Source organism: Pseudomonas nitroreducens, from assembly GCF_024170165.1.
Taxonomy (GTDB): domain Bacteria; phylum Pseudomonadota; class Gammaproteobacteria; order Pseudomonadales; family Pseudomonadaceae; genus Pseudomonas; species Pseudomonas nitroreducens_C.
In genome coordinates this window covers 85,478-103,564 of record NZ_JALJXP010000017.1, presented here as the reverse complement: position 1 = coordinate 103,564, position 18,087 = coordinate 85,478, and the positions used below count along the sequence as shown (strand labels likewise).

14 protein-coding genes are annotated in these 18,087 nt (G+C 64.4%); 12 read left to right on the top strand and 2 right to left on the bottom strand.

All coding sequences use genetic code 11. The annotated features are described in order from the left end of the window. Positions 1-24: 24 nt before the first annotated feature. From flgE to J2T47_RS26605, 9 genes are all read left to right on the top strand, one after another. Positions 25-1,332, top strand: a complete 1,308-nt coding sequence (flgE, locus tag J2T47_RS26645; RefSeq protein WP_253453405.1) for a flagellar hook protein FlgE — start codon at positions 25-27, stop codon at positions 1,330-1,332. A gap of 218 nt (positions 1,333-1,550) precedes the next feature. Next, the gene (gene flgF, locus J2T47_RS26640) at positions 1,551-2,294 is read left to right on the top strand and encodes a flagellar basal-body rod protein FlgF (RefSeq protein WP_045212145.1); all 744 of its coding nucleotides are present in this window, start codon (positions 1,551-1,553) and stop codon (positions 2,292-2,294) included. 56 nt (positions 2,295-2,350) lie between these two features. Next, positions 2,351-3,136, top strand: a complete 786-nt coding sequence (flgG, locus tag J2T47_RS26635; protein ID WP_081519258.1) for a flagellar basal-body rod protein FlgG — start codon at positions 2,351-2,353, stop codon at positions 3,134-3,136. A 41-nt stretch (positions 3,137-3,177) separates the two neighbouring features. After that, positions 3,178-3,870 (top strand): flagellar basal body L-ring protein FlgH, encoded by a 693-nt coding sequence (gene flgH / locus J2T47_RS26630; RefSeq protein WP_253453403.1) that lies wholly within the window; start codon positions 3,178-3,180, stop codon positions 3,868-3,870. Between the two features lie 11 nt (positions 3,871-3,881). Then, positions 3,882-5,027 carry a flagellar basal body P-ring protein FlgI gene (locus J2T47_RS26625; protein WP_253453401.1) on the top strand — a complete coding sequence of 382 codons (1,146 nt, stop codon included), beginning with the start codon at positions 3,882-3,884 and terminating at the stop codon, positions 5,025-5,027. Positions 5,028-5,037: 10 nt separating this feature from the next. Beyond that, on the top strand, positions 5,038-6,279 hold the full coding sequence (gene flgJ / locus J2T47_RS26620) for a flagellar assembly peptidoglycan hydrolase FlgJ (protein ID WP_253453399.1): 1,242 nt from the start codon (positions 5,038-5,040) through the stop codon (positions 6,277-6,279). 34 nt (positions 6,280-6,313) lie between these two features. Then, positions 6,314-8,311 (top strand): flagellar hook-associated protein FlgK, encoded by a 1,998-nt coding sequence (flgK, locus tag J2T47_RS26615; RefSeq protein ID WP_253453397.1) that lies wholly within the window; start codon positions 6,314-6,316, stop codon positions 8,309-8,311. 10 nt (positions 8,312-8,321) lie between these two features. Next, positions 8,322-9,917, top strand: a complete 1,596-nt coding sequence (locus J2T47_RS26610) for a flagellar hook-associated protein 3 (RefSeq protein WP_253453395.1) — start codon at positions 8,322-8,324, stop codon at positions 9,915-9,917. A 50-nt stretch (positions 9,918-9,967) separates the two neighbouring features. Further along, positions 9,968-10,618, top strand: coding sequence for a class I SAM-dependent methyltransferase (locus tag J2T47_RS26605; protein ID WP_253453393.1), 651 nt, complete (start codon positions 9,968-9,970; stop codon positions 10,616-10,618). A 765-nt stretch (positions 10,619-11,383) separates the two neighbouring features. Here the strand turns inward: J2T47_RS26605 and J2T47_RS26600 are convergent. Together J2T47_RS26600 and J2T47_RS26595 are read right to left on the bottom strand one after the other, a co-directional pair. Next, positions 11,384-12,970, bottom strand: a complete 1,587-nt coding sequence (locus J2T47_RS26600; protein WP_253453391.1) for a methyltransferase domain-containing protein — start codon at positions 12,968-12,970, stop codon at positions 11,384-11,386. Between the two features lie 91 nt (positions 12,971-13,061). Then, positions 13,062-14,699: a hypothetical protein gene (locus J2T47_RS26595; protein ID WP_253453389.1), complete on the bottom strand. Its 1,638-nt coding sequence runs from the start codon at positions 14,697-14,699 to the stop codon at positions 13,062-13,064. A 209-nt stretch (positions 14,700-14,908) separates the two neighbouring features. Between J2T47_RS26595 and J2T47_RS26590 the strand changes: the two genes are divergently transcribed. The 3 genes from J2T47_RS26590 to fliD all read left to right on the top strand — a co-directional run bounded on the left by J2T47_RS26590 (position 14,909) and on the right by fliD (position 17,974). Next, the gene (locus J2T47_RS26590) at positions 14,909-16,054 is read left to right on the top strand and encodes a flagellin (RefSeq protein ID WP_253453387.1); all 1,146 of its coding nucleotides are present in this window, start codon (positions 14,909-14,911) and stop codon (positions 16,052-16,054) included. A 79-nt stretch (positions 16,055-16,133) separates the two neighbouring features. Then, positions 16,134-16,475, top strand: a complete 342-nt coding sequence (locus tag J2T47_RS26585) for a flagellar protein FlaG (RefSeq protein WP_253453385.1) — start codon at positions 16,134-16,136, stop codon at positions 16,473-16,475. A 98-nt stretch (positions 16,476-16,573) separates the two neighbouring features. Beyond that, the gene (gene fliD, locus J2T47_RS26580) at positions 16,574-17,974 is read left to right on the top strand and encodes a flagellar filament capping protein FliD (protein ID WP_253453383.1); all 1,401 of its coding nucleotides are present in this window, start codon (positions 16,574-16,576) and stop codon (positions 17,972-17,974) included. The last annotated feature ends 113 nt before the right edge of the window (positions 17,975-18,087 follow it).

The window sequence follows — 18,087 nt, the reverse complement described above, 5'->3', positions numbered from 1 at the left end:
CGCGTTTCGGCACAGGAGCAACACATGTCTTTCAATACCGCCCTGAGTGGACTCAACGCCGCGTCGATGGACCTGAACGTCACCGGCAACAACATTGCCAACGTCGGCACCACCGGCTTCAAATCCTCGCGGACCGAGTTCGCCGACCTCTACGCCTCCTCGATGCTCGGCACCGGCCGCATCGCCGTGGGTAACGGCGTGGTCACCCAGGCCGTCTCGCAGCAGTTCACCCAGGGCAACCTGAGCACCACCGGTCGCAGCCTGGACCTGGCGGTGAGCGGCAACGGCTTCTTCATGACCAGCGACAACGGCAGCCGCGTCTACACCCGCAACGGCACCTTCAACACCGATGCCAGCGGCTACATCGTCGATGGCTCGGGCAATCGCCTGCAGGGCTATGGCGTCAACGGCAACGGCAACATCGTCAACGGTGTGATCACCGACCTGAAGGTCGACACCGCCAACCAGCCGCCGAGCCCGACTTCGAAGATCACCTCGACCCTGAGCCTGAACTCCAACGCCACCACGCCGACCACCACGCCGTTCGATGCGTCCGATTCGGACAGCTACAACTGGTCGACCTCCGTGGACATCTACGACTCCCAGGGCAACTCGCACACCATGACGAACTACTTCGTCAAGGACAGCGCCAACAACTGGAGCATGTACACCCTGGTGGACGGGCGTAACCCGCAGACCCCGACCAGCACCACGCCGCTGAGCAGCGACATCACCTTCAACAGTGCCGGCCAGCTGACGGGCATCACTTCCACCGGCATGACCGTCAATGCCGACAACACCATGACCCTGACGGGCTGGACGCCGGCGGCCGTGACCGACTCCACCACCAACCCGGTGACCTGGGGTGCCAACGGCGCGGCGGGTACCACGGGCGGTATCAGCATCGACCTGACCAAGACCACCCAGACCAACGGCTCCTTTGCCGTCACCGCGGTGACCCAGGACGGCTACGCCACCGGCCAGATGTCCGGCCTGTCGTTCGCCGAAGACGGCCAGATGTACGCCACCTACACCAACGGCCAGTCCAAGGTGATCGGCCAGGTGATCCTGGCCAACTTCGCCAACACCCAGGGCCTGACTCCGGTGGGCAACACCGGCTGGAAGCAGTCGCTGGCCTCGGGCGAGGCGGTGATCGGCACCCCGACTTCCGGTACCCTCGGTTCGGTCGGCTCGGGCACCCTGGAAGACTCCAACGTCGACCTCACCGCGCAGCTGGTGAACCTGATCGTGGCGCAGCGCAACTACCAGGCGAACGCCAAGACCGTGCAGACCGAAAGCACCATCTCCGACACCATCATCAACCTGCGCTGATGATGATGTTCTGCCGGCAATTTCCACCGGCAACGTCCCTTTGCCGCAGGCGGCAGTTAGTCGCCGCCTGACGGCCATCGAGGCTCCTTCGGGAGCCTTTTCTTTTTGATATTCCCAGGAATATCAATGTCTTGAGCTTGATTTTGCAGTTCTGGCACAGCCCTTGCTGAAGTCACTCCAACACCGCCGGGAATCCGACTCGGCACTGGAGGAATGCCTTGGACAGAATGCTGTATGTCGCCATGAGCGGCGCGAGCCAGAACACCAAAGCCATGCAGGCTCACGCCAACAACCTGGCGAACATCTCCACGACCGGCTTCCGCCGCGACTTCGAGCAAGCTCGCGCCATGCCCGTGTTCGGCGACAGCTTTCCGGCGCGCGTCTTCGCCATGAGCGAGCGCCCGGCGACCGACTTCACCACCGGCTCCCTGCAGGAAACCGGGCGTGACCTCGACGTGGCCGCCAAGGGCGATGCCTGGATCGCCGTGCAGGCGCCGGACGGCGGCGAAGCCTACGTGCGCACCGGCAGCCTGGAAATCGACGCCCTCGGCCAGCTGCGCACCAGCGACGGCATGCCGGTGATGGGCAACGGCGGGCCGATCGCGATTCCGCCGGAAGAAAAGATCGACATCGGCGAGGACGGCACCATCACCATCCGCGGCCAGGGCAACAACCCCAACGCGCTGGCTACCGTCGACCGCATCAAGCTCGTGACCCCCGATGCCAAGCAACTGGAGAAGGGCAGCGACGGCCTGATCCGCATGAAGTCGGGCCAGCCCGCTCCCCAGGTCGATGCCAATGCCAGCGTGCAGTCCGGCGTGCTGGAAGCCAGCAACGTCAATGCTGTCGACGAGATGACCTCGATCCTGGCGCTGTCTCGCCAGTTCGAGTTGCACGTGAAGATGATGAAGACCGCCGAGGAAGACTCCCAGTCCATGGCGCGTGTTTTGCAGTTCAGCTGATAAGAACCTGATTAACCGTCCGCAGCGCCACGAATCCGGCGCCCGAGGAGAACGACATGCTTCCGGCACTTTGGGTCAGCAAGACCGGTCTGTCCGCCCAGGACATGAACCTGACCACCATCTCGAACAACCTGGCGAACGTGTCCACCACGGGCTTCAAGCGCGACCGCGCGGAGTTCCAGGACCTGCTCTACCAGATCAAGCGTCAGCCCGGCGCCAATTCGACCCAGGACACCCAGCTGCCTTCGGGCCTGCAATTGGGTACCGGTGTACGCATCGTCGGCACCCAGAAGAACTTCACCGCCGGCAGCCTGCAGACCACCGACAACCCGCTGGACATGGCGGTCAACGGTCGCGGCTTCTTCCAGGTGCTGACTCCGGACGGCACCGTCGCCTACACCCGCGACGGCAGCTTCCACCTGAACTCCGACGGCCAGATCGTCACCTCCAACGGCAACGCTCTGGAGCCGGCCATCGTCGTCCCGGCGGAAACCCAGACCTTCACCGTCGGCAACGACGGCACCGTCTCGGTCACCGTTGCCGGCAATGCCACGCCGCAGATCATCGGCAATATCCAGACCGCCGACTTCATCAACCCGGCCGGCCTGCAGGCCACCGGCAACAACCTGTTCCTGGAGACCGCCGCCAGCGGCGCGCCCCAGGTCGGCACCCCTGGCCTGAACGGCCTGGGCACCGTGCTGCAGAACACCCTGGAGAACTCCAACGTCAGCGTGGTGGAAGAGATGGTGAACATGATCACCACCCAGCGCGCCTACGAGATGAACTCCAAGGTGATCTCCACCGCGGACCAGATGCTCTCCTTCGTTACGCAGAACCTGTAAGCCCTGATCCCGTAGTCGCTCTCCCCGAGAGGTAGCTGTAGATGAACCGTTCCCACCTCCTTCCGCTGCTGGCCATCGCCGCGTTGGCAGGGTGCGTGAGCCCTCCGCCCAAGCCGGACGATCCCTATTACGCTCCGGTGCTGCCGCGCACGCCTGCGCCGGCCGCCCAGAACAATGGATCGATCTACCAGGCAGGGTTCGAGAACAACCTCTACGGCGACCGCAAGGCCTTCCGCGTGGGTGACATCATCACCATCACCCTCAACGAGAAGACCCAGGCCAGCAAGAAGGCCAGCTCGGACATTTCCAAGAACAGCAAGAACAAGCTCGGCCTGACCTCGATGTTCGGCAGCAGCCTGACCACCAACAACCCGGTGGGCAGCGGCGACCTGAGCCTCTCCGCCGAGTACGCCGGCGACCGTGAAAGCAAGGGCGACAGCCAGGCCGGACAGAGCAACAGCCTGACCGGCTCGATCACCGTCACCGTGGCCGACGTCATGCCCAACGGCATCCTTGCCGTGCGTGGCGAGAAGTGGATGACCCTGAACACCGGCAACGAGCTGGTGCGCATCGCCGGCCTGATCCGCGCCGACGACATCGCCACTGACAACACCGTTGCCTCCACCCGTGTGGCCGATGCGCGCATTACCTACTCGGGCACCGGTTCGTTCGCCGACGCGAGCCAGCCGGGCTGGTTCGACCGCTTCTTCCTCAGCCCGCTGTTCCCGTTCTGAGGGTGATGACGATGACTGTCGTTCGCAAGGTATCCCTCGGCCTGACCCGCGCGCTCTGCCTCGGCGGCGCGCTGCTGGCCTGCGCGCTGTTCGCCGTGCCGGCCGCCCATGCCGAACGGCTCAAGGACATCGCCACCATCCAGGGTGTGCGCAACAACCAGCTGATCGGCTACGGCCTGGTCGTCGGCCTCAATGGCACAGGCGACCAGACCACCCAGACGCCGTTCACCCTGCAGACCTTCAACAACATGCTGGCGCAGTTCGGCATCAAGGTGCCGGCGGGTTCGGGCAACGTACAGCTGAAGAACGTCGCGGCGGTATCCATTCACGCCGACCTGCCGCCGTTCGCCAAGCCGGGCCAGGCCATCGACATCACCGTGTCCTCTATCGGCAACGCCAAGAGCCTGCGCGGCGGCAGCCTGCTGATGACCCAGCTCAAGGGCATCGACGGCCAGACCTACGCCATCGCCCAGGGCAACCTCGTCGTCGGCGGCTTCGACGCCGAAGGCCGCGACGGCTCCAAGATCACCGTCAACGTGCCGTCGGCCGGCCGCATTCCCGCTGGCGCCACCGTCGAGCGCGCGGTGCCGAGCGGCTTCGACCAGGGCAACACCCTGACCCTGAACCTCAACCGTCCGGACTTCACCACCGCCAAGCACATCGTCGACCGCATCAACGAACTGCTCGGCCCGGGCGTCGCCCAGGCCGTGGACGGCGGCTCGGTGCGCGTCAGCGCGCCGCTGGACCCGAACCAGCGCGTGGACTACATGTCCGTGCTGGAAAACCTCGACGTGCAGGCCGGCGAAGCCGTGGCCAAGGTCATCATCAACTCGCGCACCGGCACCATCGTGATCGGCCAGAACGTGCGCGTGTCGCCGGCCGCCGTGACCCACGGCAGCCTGACCGTGACCATCACCGAAGACCCCATCGTCAGCCAGCCGGGCCCGTTCTCCAACGGCCAGACCGCCGTGGTGCCGCGCTCCAACGTGAGCGCCAACCAGGAAGCCAAGCCGATGTTCAAGTTCGGCCCGGGCACCACGCTGGATGAAATCGTACGCGCCGTTAACCAGGTGGGCGCCGCGCCCAGCGACCTGATGGCGATCCTCGAAGCCCTGAAACAGGCCGGCGCGCTGCAAGCCGACCTGATCGTGATCTGAGGACGCCGCCGTGGATGCCCGACTGCTTTCTGCTGGTACCTCCAACACCGACTCCGGTTCCTATTCCGACCTCAATCGCCTGTCGGCGCTGAAGACCGGCGCGAACCGCGACAGCGCGGGCAACATCCGCAAGGTCGCCCAGGAGTTCGAATCGCTGTTCATGAACGAGATGCTGAAATCCATGCGCTCGGCCAACGAGGTGTTCGCCAAGGACAACCCGATGAACAGCGAGGCGGCCAAGCAGTACCAGGACATGTACGACCACCAGCTGTCCGTGTCCCTGGCCACCCAGGGGCACGGCATCGGCCTGGCCGACGTGCTGGTCAAGCAGATGGAAAAGATGCAGGGCGTGCGCCACACCGGCAACAATCCCTTTGCCCAGGCCGGCGCGCAGACCACTACCGACGCCACCCAGACCGCGGCGGCCACGGCCGCGGCGTCCGACCGGCAGAAGACCCCGAGCGTGTTTGCCGCCAACGGCAAGGCCTTGCCGCAACCCGAAGCCGGCCGCGACGATCGCCAGGCGCTGAATGCCCGCCGCCTTGCGCTGCCGGGCAAGCTCGCCCAGCGAATCGCTGCAGGCCTGGTACCGGGCGCCGACAGCTCCGTGGCCTCCAGCGCCAACCAGCCGGCACAGCTGGCCAGCAACGACTGGCGCGGCAGCCAGGCTTATACGAAGCAGATCGACACCACTGTGCCGGTGGCCGATATCGATACCTCGGCGATCTCCACCAAGCCGGGCAAGTCGATGTTCGCCTCGGCCGACGACTTCGTCAGCACCATGCTGCCGATGGCCGAGCGCGCCGCCAAGCGCATCGGCGTCGACCCGCGCTACCTGGTGGCCCAGGCCGCGCTGGAAACCGGCTGGGGCAAGAAAATGATCGCCCAGCGCGACGGCAGCAGCAGCCACAACCTGTTCGGCATCAAGACTGGTTCGAGCTGGAAGGGCGACTCCGCCCGCGCCACCACCACCGAATTCGAGCAAGGCAAGCAAGTGAAGGAAGTGGCTTCGTTCCGTGCCTACAACTCCTTCGAGCAGAGCTTCCAGGACTACGTCAGCTTCCTGCAGAACAACGACCGCTACCAGGGCGCGCTGGATTCCGCCGCGCGCCCGGATCAGTTCATGAAGGAACTGCAGCGCGCCGGCTACGCCACCGACCCGCAGTACGCGCGCAAGGTGAACCAGATCGCCAAGCAGATGCAGGTCTACCAGACCGTCGCGATGGCCGACGCCCCGACTCGCACACTGTGAAGCCCTGTACAAAGGACTGCGCTAAGGAAAGACCATGAGCCTCTTATCCATCGGACTGTCCGGCCTCAACGCCTCGCAAGCGGCGCTGAGCACCACCGGCAACAACATCACCAACGTCAACACGGCGGGCTACACCCGTCAGTCGACGTCGCAGGTGACCTCCGCCGAGCAGTTCGCGGGGCAGTACTACGTCGGCACCGGCACCACGGTGCAGGACGTCCGCCGGATGTACAGCGAGTTCCTGGCCAACCAGTTGCGCGGCGCCACCTCGGTGGACAGTGATGCGCAGACCTACCTGTCCCAGGTCAACCAGATCGATTCGCTGCTGTCCGACAGCACCACCGGTCTGTCCAAGGTCATGCAGAACTTCTTCGCCTCGCTGCAGACTGCCGCGGCGACGCCGACCGATGCGGCCTCGCGTCAGCTGGTGCTGACCCAGGCCGCGAACCTGGCGCAGCGCTTCAATTCGATTTCCACCCAGCTGGGCACCCAGAACAGCTACGTCAACACCCAGATGGACAGCCTGGCCGGGCAGGTCACCGACCTGGCCAAGACCATCGCCCAGTACAACCAGGCGATCATCGCGGCCGAGGCCGGCGGCGCCAGCGCCAACGACCTGCAGGACAAGCGCGACCAGGCGGTGCTGCAGCTTTCCGACATGATCGGCGTGAGCGTGGTCAAGCAGGGCAGCAGCCTCAACCTCTACCTGGGCTCCGGCCAGCCGCTGGTGGTGGGCGCCAATGCCTCCACCCTGACCGCCGGCCCGAGCGCCAACAACCCGTCGCAGTTCAGCCTCAGCCTGAGCTCCGGCAGCTCGACCATGGATGTCACCTCGGTGGTCACCGGCGGCCAGATGGGCGGCCTGCTGCGCTATCGCAGCGATGTGCTGAATACCACCCAGAACGAACTGGGGCGCATGGCCATCGTCCTTGCCGATACCTTCAACAGCCAGCTCGCCCAGGGCCTGGACCTGAACGGCAACTTCGGCGCGGAACTGTTCAAGGACATCAACGACGCCAGCGTCATCGGCAACCGCAGCCTGGCCAACACCCACAACACCGGCACCGGCAACCTCAACGTCAACATCACCGACAGCAGCGCGCTGACCACCAGTGACTACGAGGTGACTTTCACCTCTGCCACCGGCTACACCATCAAGCGCTCTTCCGATGGCACGGTACTGGGCAGCGGCGACCTGACCGACAATCCACCCAAGGAATTCGACGGCTTCAGCATCAGCCAGCAGAGCGTCGGCACGGTGCAGGCAGGCGATCGCTTCACGGTGATCCCGACCCGCACCGCGGCCTCGGATATCTCGGTCACCATGACCGATTCCAACCGCCTGGCCTTCGCCTCGCCGGTAGTCGCCAGCACCACCACCGGCAACACCGGCAGCGGCACCATCAGCGGCACCACCCTGACCAGCGAACTGGATGCCAGCAATGGCACCGCCATGGCCGCCGCGATCAAGGCCGGCCTGCCGGTGAAGCTGGTGTTCGACGCCGCCAGCGGCGGCACCCAGGGCTACACCATCTACGATTCGGCGGGCAATTCGCTGGGTACCGGCAACATCGTGCCGGGCCAGAGCAACGACATCAGCATCACCGTGCCGGGCACGCCGTCGTTCAGCTTCCAGGCCACCATCGCCGGCTATCCGGGGGAGGGCGACAGCTTCGGCGTGGCCTTCAACAGCAACGGCGATGCCGACAACACCAACGCGCAGAAGCTCATCGACCTGCAGACCACCAAGACTGTCGGCAGCGGCACGGGCAGCGGCAGTGGCATGAGCCTGACCGGTGCCTACAGCAGCCTGACCGAGACCGTCGGCGCCACGGCCAACCAGGCCAAGCTCGACGCCACCGCCACCGAGGCGGTGCTGACCCAGGCGCAAGGCAGCCGCGACTCGCTGTCGGCGGTGAACCTCGACGAAGAGGCGGCCAACCTGGTGAAGTTCCAGCAGTACTACACGGCCTCCGCGCAGATCATCAAGACCGCGCAGACGCTCTTCGACACCCTGATCAACAACATCTGAGGAGGCTGAGATGGTAGTGCGAATTTCCACCCCGCAGATCTTCAATTCCAACATCGACAACTACAACCGCGGCTACGCCAGCCTCTCCAAGCTGCAGGAACAGATCTCCAGCGGCACGCGCATCCAGACCCCGGCGGACGACCCCGTCGGCGCCGCGCGCCTGTTGCAGCTGGAACAGCAGCAGGCGCTGCTGACCCAGTACAGCGGCAACATGACCTCCGCGACCAACAGCCTGAACCAGGAGCAGAGCGTCCTCGACTCCATCACCACCGCCCTGCAGCGCGCCCGCGAACTGACGCTGCGCGCCGGCGACGGCTCGATGACCGACGAGGACCGCGGCGCCATCAGCGATGAACTGGGCGAGATCCAGAACCAGCTGCTGACCCTGATGAACAGCAAGGACGCCAGCGGCAACTACCTGTTCTCCGGCAGCAAGAGCACCGTGCAGCCCTTCGTGCAGAACGCCGACGGCAGTTTCAGCTACCAGGGCGACCAGAGCTCGCTCAAGCTGCAGATCTCCGACAACCTGACGATGTCGACCAACGACAACGGCTGGAGCATCTTCGAGATGGCGGCCAACGCCAGCCGAACCACCAGTGCGCTGACCAGCAACCCCAACGCCGATGGCGTGCAACGTGCCTTCCTGTCCCAGGGCAACGTGACCAGCGACAGCAGCTACAACGCCAGTTTCCGTGACGGCGCGCCCTACACGCTGAACGTGCTCAGCGGTACGCAGTACCAGATCCTCGACAAGGACGGCAACGACGTCACCAGCGACGCCACCACCAACGGTACCTACGACTCCACCTCCACCGACAGCAACGCCATCAACTTCCGGGGTGCGCAGTTCCAGCTCGACGTATCGCTGCCTTCCAGCGACGACGCCAGCACGGTGGACAGCCTGGTCAACGGCTATAGCTTCAGCTTCGGCACCGCGCCCGACACCCTGTCGGTCAAGCGCAGCGCCACCAACACCTCCACGGCGCAGATCACCTCCACCTCGGTGAGCAACAACACCGCGTACACCACGCAGTTCCCCAGCAGCGGCGTGCAACTCAAGTTCACCAGCGCCACCGACTTCGAGGTCTACGCACTGCCCACCAGCCAGGGGGCCACACCGCTGTCCACCGGTACGCTGGGCGCGACCTTCCCGCAGACCGTCATCGTGGCCGGCGTGGACATGACCATCAGCGCGGCGCCGGCGGCAGGCGACCAGTTCGGCGTCACCGCCAGCTCGCCCGAGCGGCAGAACATCCTCAACACCATCGGCAACCTGCGCACCGCGCTGGATACCTCCACCAGCGGCGACCCGCAGGCGCAGCTGAACATCCGCAACATGGTGGCCACTGCGCTGACCAATCTCGACAAGGCCAGCGACCAGGTGTTGGCGACCCAGTCGTCGATTGGCGCGCGGCTCAACACCATCGATGTGCTGAACCAGGAAAACCAGAGCCTGGCGCTGACCAACACCACCACGCAGTCGTCGATCCGCGACACCGACATGGCCGCGGCGACCTCGCAGCTGGTGCTGCAGCAGACCATGCTCGAAGCCGCCCAGGCGGCCTTCGCGCGGATCAGCCAGCTCAGCCTGTTCAACAAACTCTGATCATTCCGGCCCGCCCGACAGCGGCGGGCCCCACTCGGGAAGAACCACACATGGGTGATATCAACTTCAGCGCCAAGGGCCGCCAACTGATCGAGATGTACGGGCAGATGGCGCGCGAAGGCTACGATCGCAACGATGAGCAGCACGTCGACGTTGCCTTCAGCGATTTCGAGCTGCGCCCGTTCCGCCCGCAGATCCGCGAGATCCTGCAGAACCATGCCATTCGCAACGTGCTGGACTATGGCTGCGGCGGTTCCGACTGGACCCAGCCCGGCTTCGACGACAACGGCCAGTCCGCGATGCAGTACTTCAACCTCGAGGCGGCCTACCGCTACGAGCCGGCGCGTGGCATCGACGAGCGACGGAAAGTCGACTGCGTGGTGTCCTTCGACGTGCTCGAACACGTCTTCGTCGCCGACGTGCCGAAGGTCCTGCGTGACATCTACTCCTGCGCCGACCGCCTGGTGATTCTCAACGTCGCCTGCTATCCGGCCCAGGCGCTGCTGCCCAATGGCGAGAACGCGCACATCACCGTCCGCCAGCCGCTCTGGTGGAAGGGCATGCTGGATTGCATCACGCCTGAATTCCCGGGCATCACCACCTGCCTGATCTGCTCCACCGCCTGGCGCCAGGCCACCGGCTTCCCGCAGTGGAGCGGTGACATGTGGCAGGCCAGCGAGACGTTTGTCATCGCCAACTGATGGCGCAGCGCCTGGTTCTTCGTAGGAGCGAGCTTGCTCGCGAAAGGGCGCCTGGTGCGGGTTCAGGAATTCGCCAAGTAGGATGGCGTGGAGCGTAGCGATACCCATCGATGCTGGTGCGTGGGTGGCAGCGTGGGTAGTGCTGCTCTGCCCCGTCCTGTTATGGGGGAAACGCCTGAGGTGCTTGGCCTTGGGTACTTCTGCGCCGCTTCTGTGCGCGCGCGGACTTCGTGTTTCGCCCCTCGGCGAGTCACTTCTTCCAAACGCCGAAGAAGTAACCAAGAAGGCTTGCCCCTCCATCCGGTTTTTCGCTTAGGCGAAAAATTCCCTCGTTGAATCGAAGTTTCAGGGGCACGCGTCGAAGGGCCATCCCTGGCCCATCGCCGCTCTCGCGACATCCATGTCGCTCAACCCCTGAAACTCCAATTCAACGAGGCCTCCTGAAAGGGGCCGTCCGGAGTGCGCGGACGTTTCTCTGGAAGTCTTCAAAGCCAAAGCCGAAGCCGAAGCCAAAGCCAAAGCCGAGCCGCTGGCGCGGCGCTGCTCCCGTAGGAGCTGACCTTGTCCGCGAAATCCCTCGCGGCGTACTCCTTGGCCAAAGGAGTTCGACGCAGGTCGATGCCACCTGTAGGACCGAGGGGGGCGCCTAGCCCTTGCTCGCGAACCACCCTCACTGCGAAACCCAGTTCGCGAGCAAGCTCGCTCCTACGAAAAGCCCATAAAAAAGCCCGGCAATCGCCGGGCTTTTTTCGTGGTCGCGATCTGTCAGTCCAGGCGCTTGAACACGCAGAAACCGCGATGGTGGACCTTGTCGTCGACCAACTGGCCCTGGTACAGCAGGAAGAAGCCCTGCTCGTAGAAGTGGCGCATGTTGGCGAAGAACTTGGTGTCGTTCATCCGCAGGTCGTTGCTCTCGATCACCACGATGCCGCCTGGCTTGAGCAGGCTCTTGAGGTCGGCGACGTAGTCGGGCATCGGCTTGCCGATCCATACGTGCACGGCGAAGGAGAAGATCACGTCGAACAGCTCCGGATTGCTGGCGCGCAGGTCTTCATAGGTGCAGGTGCGGAACTCGCAGTTCTCCACCTTGTGATGCTGCGCCAGGCGGTCGGCGATGCGGATCAGCGAGTCGTTGTTGTCGAAGCCCAGGTAGCTGCCGACCTGCTGCGCCACCTCGATGCCGAAGCAGCCGATGTTGCAGCCGATGTCCAGCACGCGGTCGGTGGGGGTGAGCCATTTTTCCAGCGCGTAGCGGTTCATCCGGAACAGGGTCGGGCGGGCGCCCGGCAGGTCCCAGCCTTCATGGCCCTGGTACAGCTCCTTGTTGGCGCCGAAGACCTGGGATTGCGAGAAGAAGTTCTCGTGCACGTCCAGCTTGCAGTCGCGCCACTGGCTGTCTTCCGGTGCGGCATCGGGGCTGCGCAGGTAGCAGAGCACGTCGTTGCCGTCGACCAGGTTGAGCTGCTCGCGCAGGTTGTGCTCGGCCCAGACTTCCAGCACGTCCGGCGAGGTCGGCACGGCGGCGCGGCGGATTAGCACCGGCGCGTGGCGGCCTTCGTACTGCAGGAAGCCCTGGTAGTAGAAGTAGCCCATGCGGATGTAGGGCACGTGTTCATAGGGCGCGGCGTAGATGATGCCGCTGCCGGATTCGAAGAACAGCGGGGCGATCTTCTGCACCAGGTCCTTCGGGTCGAACAGTGCCTGCAGGTTCAGGGTGCCGGCCTCGATACGCTGCCAGCCAGTGACCGCCAGCAGATCGTCGCGCTGGCTCGGGTTGTTCTCCATGATCGCCTTGGCGCCCGGCGGGCCGCCGACAGTGGCCGCGTGGCTGGAGCGGGCGAATACCCGGGCCTTGCCGAAGAAGCTGCTGGCCTCGGCCTGACGCATGCCCTGGAGCATTTCCAGCTGGGCCAGCAGGTCCGCGGTGTCGGCGCGCTTCTCGTAGGTGGAGAGGCTGGCCAGCCAGTGGTAGGCCTCCTCCAGGTGACCCTGGAACAGCGCCAGGGTCGCCAGGGTGTTGCGTACCTCGAAGTCTTCCGCATCCAGTTGCACCGCCAGGTGCAGGTAGGGGTGGGCCTCGTCGTAGCGACGCAGGCGCACCAGCAGGCGGCCGAGCAGGCTGTTCACCGCGGCGTTGTCAGGCACCGCCTGCTGGATATGCAGCAGGTGGTCGAGGGCTTCGTCGTTGTTCTGGCCGAGCTCGCCCAGGGCGATGGCCAGGCTCAGGCGCACCGGCAGGTCATCAGGACGTTCGCCGTGCAACTCGCGGAAGGCGGCGACGGCCGCTTCACGCTGACCGCTTTGTTGCAGTTGCTGAGCCTGGGCAATGCGGGCTTCAAAAGGTTGGGACACTGGGGTTCTCCTCCAAGCGGAGTCGCTGGCGATCAGGGTTGGCAGGCGCCGCACGGGCGGGCCGGTTGAAAGGTGTTGGCGCGGAGGGCGTTCATAGCACGCCACTCCCGCGCATGCGCTGCACGGCCTGGTCCAGGGCTTCGCCCCAGCGGCCCAGCTCGCGGTTGCGGATCAGTTGTACGGATGGGTACCAGTAGCTGGTCGCATCGTCGACGGCCCAGCGCCAGTTCGGATTGAGCTGGAGCAGCACGAAGGTCGGCACGCCCAGCGCCCCGGCGAGGTGGACGGTGGTGTTGTCGATGCTCAGCACGGCGTCCAGCGCGGCCAGTTGGCTGGCCTGGGCATCCATGTCCTTGAGCGGATTGACCGCGGCGTCATGGTGGATATGCAGCCCGAGGCTCTCGGCTTCGGCGCGCTCCGGCTCGGTATTGCCGTACTGCAGGTTGATCAGCTGTACGTTGTCCAGCTTTGCCAGTTGCGCCAGTTCCTGCATCTCGATGCGGCGGCTCTGCATGTCGTTGGCAGTATCGGTGCCGCCACGCCAGGAAATGCCCACCAGGCGTTTACCGGGGAACAGACGCTGGTACTCGGCTCGTTTGGCCTGGGTCCGCTGCTCGTCGGCCTTGAGGAAGGCGCGGGTACCGGCGAAGGAGGCGAGGGTAGGGCGCAGGAACTCGCCCAGGCTGCCCATGGGAATCTGGTAGTCACTGCGTGGCCAGGTCTGCCGGTGCATCATGCGCTGGCCGTTGTGGACCTGGCCGGTGCTTTCGCGCTGGATGATCGACAGGCCCGGCATGCTGCGCTGCAGCAGTGGGCAGAGACGGTCGTAGGTCTCGACATGCACCTGGCCGCCCAGCTTGAGCAGGTCCGGCAGCATGCTGACGAACATGACGTGGTCGCCGATGCCTTGTTCGGCCCAGACCAGCAGAGTCTTGCCTTCCAGCGGCTCGCCGCGCCAGCGCGGGGTGTTGAACTCCTGGTAGTGCTCCTTCAGCGAGGTCTTCCAGCGTGCCTCGTAGTGAGGCCAGGCGACATCGAACTGTTTGAGGCGCAACTGCAGCAGCGACAGGTTGTTATGCGTACCCGAATGTTCCGGCATCTTCTCCAGCGTCTGCATATAGAGACGGTAGGCGTCCTGGTAGCGCGCCACCTGCTCCAGCGACAGTGCCAGGTTGAAGGGGCCGAACAGGTAGTTGGGGGCCAGTTCCAGCGTGAGCTGATGGCAGGCGACGCTGTCATGGAAGCGCCCGCACTCGAAGTACAGGGTGCCCAGCAGGCCGAGCAGGATGCTCTGCTGCCAGGTCTCCAGCGGCTTTTCCAGCGCCTGGGTATAGAGCGCCTCGGCTTCGTCGAAGCGCTTGCGCAGGCTCAGCGCGGCGCAGTACAGGGCCATGCGCGGCAGGCTCGGCGAGGCCTGGTACCAGCGCTCGGCACGTTCAAGGTTCTTTATGAACAGCCGATGAGTACGCATCGTGTCGAGCAGTTCTTCATCGACCTTGGGGTCGGTGGTCATGTCCAGCGCGCGCTCGGCCCACGGCTCCGCCGATTGCGGGTCCTGCAGCTCCAGGTGCAGGCGGGCGATCTTGGCGTGGACCATGGCGGTGTTCGGCACCAGCTTCGCCAGCGCTTCATACAGGCGGATCTGCTCGGCGCGATCTTCGCGGTCTTCGGCAATCTGCAACGCCTGGCTGAGGCGCTGGATCTCGGATTGAAGCTTGTGGTTGGACATGTAAGGCCTGCGTGTGACGGAGCTTTGGCGCGTGCGGGTGGGCTTTGCAAGAACGAGGCCAGCCGCGGCCTACAGAGCGGCCTGAAGAAAATTCGAAAAAAAAGTTAAAGCCCATCCGACTTGGGACGATAACCCTAACGAAGGTTCTCCACGCCATTTCGAATCAAACGGGCAGGGAGGCCACTTAGCCCTAACACGAGGAATTCGTCATGGCTCTTACCGTCAACACCAACATCGCCTCGCTGTCGGTTCAAAAGAACCTGACCAAGGCCGCCAACAACCTGAACACTTCGATGACCCGTCTGTCCACCGGCCTGCGTATCAACAGCGCCAAGGACGACGCCGCCGGCTCGCAGATCTCCAACCGTCTGACCAGCCAGGTCAACGGCCTGAACGTAGCCGTGAAGAACGCCCAGGACGCCAACTCCATCGCCCAGGCCGCCGAAGGTGCTCTGCAAGAGTCCACCAACATCCTGCAGCGTATGCGTGAACTGTCCCTGCAGTCCGCCAACGGCTCCAACAGCAGCGAAGACCAGACCTCGCTGAACCAGGAGTTCAAGTCGCTGACCGCTGAACTGACCCGTATCTCCAAGACCACCACCTTCGGTGGCGGCACCTCCGGTATCAAGCTGCTCGACGGCACCGCCGGCACCAACGGCACCCTGACCTTCCAGGTCGGCGCCAACGCCAACGAAACCGTCAGCTTCACCCTCAGCGACATGAGCGCCACCGCGCTGAAAGGTTCCTCGCAACTGGCTTCCGGCACCCTGGACCTGTCCACCGTGCTCAGCGGCTCGGGCGGCGTTGCAGCCACCGCCGGTTCGGTCACCGTCAACGGTACCCAGGTCAGCTACGCCAAGGGCGCCAGCGCCAACGACATCGTCTCGGCGATCAACACCAACATCAGCGGCGTAGCGGCAGTAGCCGGCGCAGCTGGCAGCGGCGGCACCACCACCACCATCTCGCTGACTTCCGGCAAGGACTTCACCGCAGGTGTGGGCACCGGCGCCGGCAGCGCGCACGCTGTGGTCACCTCGAACTCCACCATCCAGGCGCTGGACATCGCGACCGCCAAAGGTGCCCAATCGGCTACCCAGGTGATCGACGCCGCCCTGAAGCAGATCGACAGCCAGCGTTCCTCGCTGGGTGCCATCCAGAACCGTCTGGACAGCACCATCTCGAACCTGCAGAACGTGTCCGAGAACGCCACCGCTGCACGCAGCACCATCCAGGACGTGGACTTCGCCGCAGAAACCGCGGAGATGACCAAGCAGCAGACCCTGCAACAGGCCGCCACCGCGGTACTGGCCCAGGCCAACCAGCTGCCTTCCGCTGTCCTGAAGCTGCTCCAGTAAGGGGTAGCCGAAAGGCGAAAAATGGAAAGGAAGGGCGCCCGGCGCCCTTCCTTGCTTTGCATTCGGAGGGTAATACCTGATGGATACCAGCCTCGGAATCAACACCCTGCGCCCGGCCGACAACGCCGCCGCGGGCAGCAAGCCGGCCAGCGGCAACAGCTTGCCGCAGAGCGCCAAGGAATCGCCGGCAGCCAACAACCGCCGCAGCCTGAATGAAGCCGTCAGCCGTCTGCGTGAGCAGGCCCAGTCGGTGCAGCGCAACCTGGAGTTCTCGGTGGACGACGCCAGCGGCGAAACCGTCGTGAAAGTCGTGGCCTCCGACACCGGTGAAGTGATCCGGCAGATTCCTTCGGAAGTTGCGCTCAAGTTGGCAGAAAGCCTGAAGGAAGCGGGTAATCTGCTGTTCAGTGAACGCGCCTGAGTGCTCTGCAGGGCTCTGGCGCGATTCTTGAATGAAGCGTCACAAGACGCAGGCGGCAATCAGAAAACCGCCAGAAATTTGGACAGGAGGGTAGGCAAATGGCCGGGACTTCGATCAATGGCGTAGGGTCGGGATACGACATCGACTCCATCGTGACGGCTTTGGTGAATGCGCAGAAGGCGCCGAAATCGAACCAGATCGCCACGCAGAAGACCGCGACCAATACCACGCTGTCCGGTATCGGCTCGCTGCAGAGTGCCCTGGATACCTTCCAGACCGCCATGGGCAAGCTCAACGACGCCAGTTCCTTCGCCGGTCTGGCCGTGAAGTCGTCGAACACCGATGCGCTGACCGCCACCCTGGGCACCAATGCCGCCGCCGGCACCTATGCCATCGAAGTGGAAAGTCTGGCCACCAGCTCCAAGGTCGCTACCCAGTACATCGACAAGTCGGCCAGCTTCGGCGCCGGCAAGCTGACGATCACCCAGGGCAGCAGCACCTACAACGTCAACGTCAAGGCCGGCGCTTCCCTCAGCGACATCCGCGACAGCATCAACACGCAACTCAAGGATCAGGGCCTCACAGCCAACATCATCACCGATGCCAATGGCCCGCGTCTGGTTCTGGGTTCCAGTGTCACCGGCTCAGGCAGCGATATCAGCGTATCCACCAGCGGCGACTCGAGCCTCGATGTGCTCAAGATCGACGGCGCTGGCACCAAGGCCTCGGCCACCGCCGGCGGCTACGTCAGTGCGCCCGCGGCGAACGCCAAGTACACCATCGATGGCCTGGAAATGAGCAGTTCGGTGAACAAGATCTCCAGCGCCATCAGCGGCGTGGAGCTCAACCTGGTGGCTGCCGGCAAGTCGACGGTCACCGTGGACACCAACACCGATGGCCTGAAAACCTCCGTCCAGTCCTTCGTCTCGGCGTACAACGCCCTGATCACCAGCATCAATTCGCTGACCAAGGTCACCAACACCACCGACGCCGACGGCAACCCGACCACCTCGGCCGCCTCGCTGGCCAGTGACTCGATGACCCGCAACCTGCTCAACACGCTGCGGACCCAGCTGGTCGGCTCCTCCACCGACGGTGGCAGCATCAAGCTGTTGTCGCAGCTGGGGATTTCCACCAAGACTGATGGCACCCTGGACGTCGACGACACCAAGCTCGACGCCGCCCTGGAAAAGAACTTCGCCTCGGTGCAGGGCTTCTTCACCGGCGACGGCGGCCTGCTCAATCGCATGAGCAGCAGCATGGACCTCTACACCAAGACCAACGGCCTGCTCGACCAGCGCACCTCCGCACTGAACGCGACCCTGAGCGACCTGGCCGACCAGTCGACCAAGCTCGATACCCGCATGACCAAGCTGACCGAGACGCTCATGGCCAAGTACACCGCCATGGACACCCTGGTGGCCCAGCTCAACGCCACCAAGTCCAGCGTGCTGACCACCCTCAACGCGCTGAACAAGACCAGCAGCTCCGACAGCTGATCCCGGGCGGCGCCGCTCTGCGGTGCGCTTGTGCGGCAGTACGCCAGTGCAGATTTTTGTCTAAAGCTTTTCCCGCCCGCGCCGATACTTTGAATATCGACGATTTGATCGTT

What these genes read in the sequence shown, in the direction of transcription:
- flgG (WP_081519258.1), top strand. Translation starts at nt 2,351, where the DNA reads ATGCTTCCGGCACTTTGGGTCAGCAAGACCGGTCTGTCCGCCCAGGAC.
- J2T47_RS26625 (WP_253453401.1), top strand. Translation starts at nt 3,882, where the DNA reads ATGACTGTCGTTCGCAAGGTATCCCTCGGCCTGACCCGCGCGCTCTGC.
- J2T47_RS26585 (WP_253453385.1), top strand. Translation starts at nt 16,134, where the DNA reads ATGGATACCAGCCTCGGAATCAACACCCTGCGCCCGGCCGACAACGCC.
- J2T47_RS26610 (WP_253453395.1), top strand. Translation starts at nt 8,322, where the DNA reads ATGGTAGTGCGAATTTCCACCCCGCAGATCTTCAATTCCAACATCGAC.
- J2T47_RS26595 (WP_253453389.1), bottom strand. Translation starts at nt 14,699, where the DNA reads ATGTCCAACCACAAGCTTCAATCCGAGATCCAGCGCCTCAGCCAGGCG.
- flgK (WP_253453397.1), top strand. Translation starts at nt 6,314, where the DNA reads ATGAGCCTCTTATCCATCGGACTGTCCGGCCTCAACGCCTCGCAAGCG.
- flgE (WP_253453405.1), top strand. Translation starts at nt 25, where the DNA reads ATGTCTTTCAATACCGCCCTGAGTGGACTCAACGCCGCGTCGATGGAC.
- J2T47_RS26590 (WP_253453387.1), top strand. Translation starts at nt 14,909, where the DNA reads ATGGCTCTTACCGTCAACACCAACATCGCCTCGCTGTCGGTTCAAAAG.
- fliD (WP_253453383.1), top strand. Translation starts at nt 16,574, where the DNA reads ATGGCCGGGACTTCGATCAATGGCGTAGGGTCGGGATACGACATCGAC.
- flgH (WP_253453403.1), top strand. Translation starts at nt 3,178, where the DNA reads ATGAACCGTTCCCACCTCCTTCCGCTGCTGGCCATCGCCGCGTTGGCA.
- J2T47_RS26605 (WP_253453393.1), top strand. Translation starts at nt 9,968, where the DNA reads ATGGGTGATATCAACTTCAGCGCCAAGGGCCGCCAACTGATCGAGATG.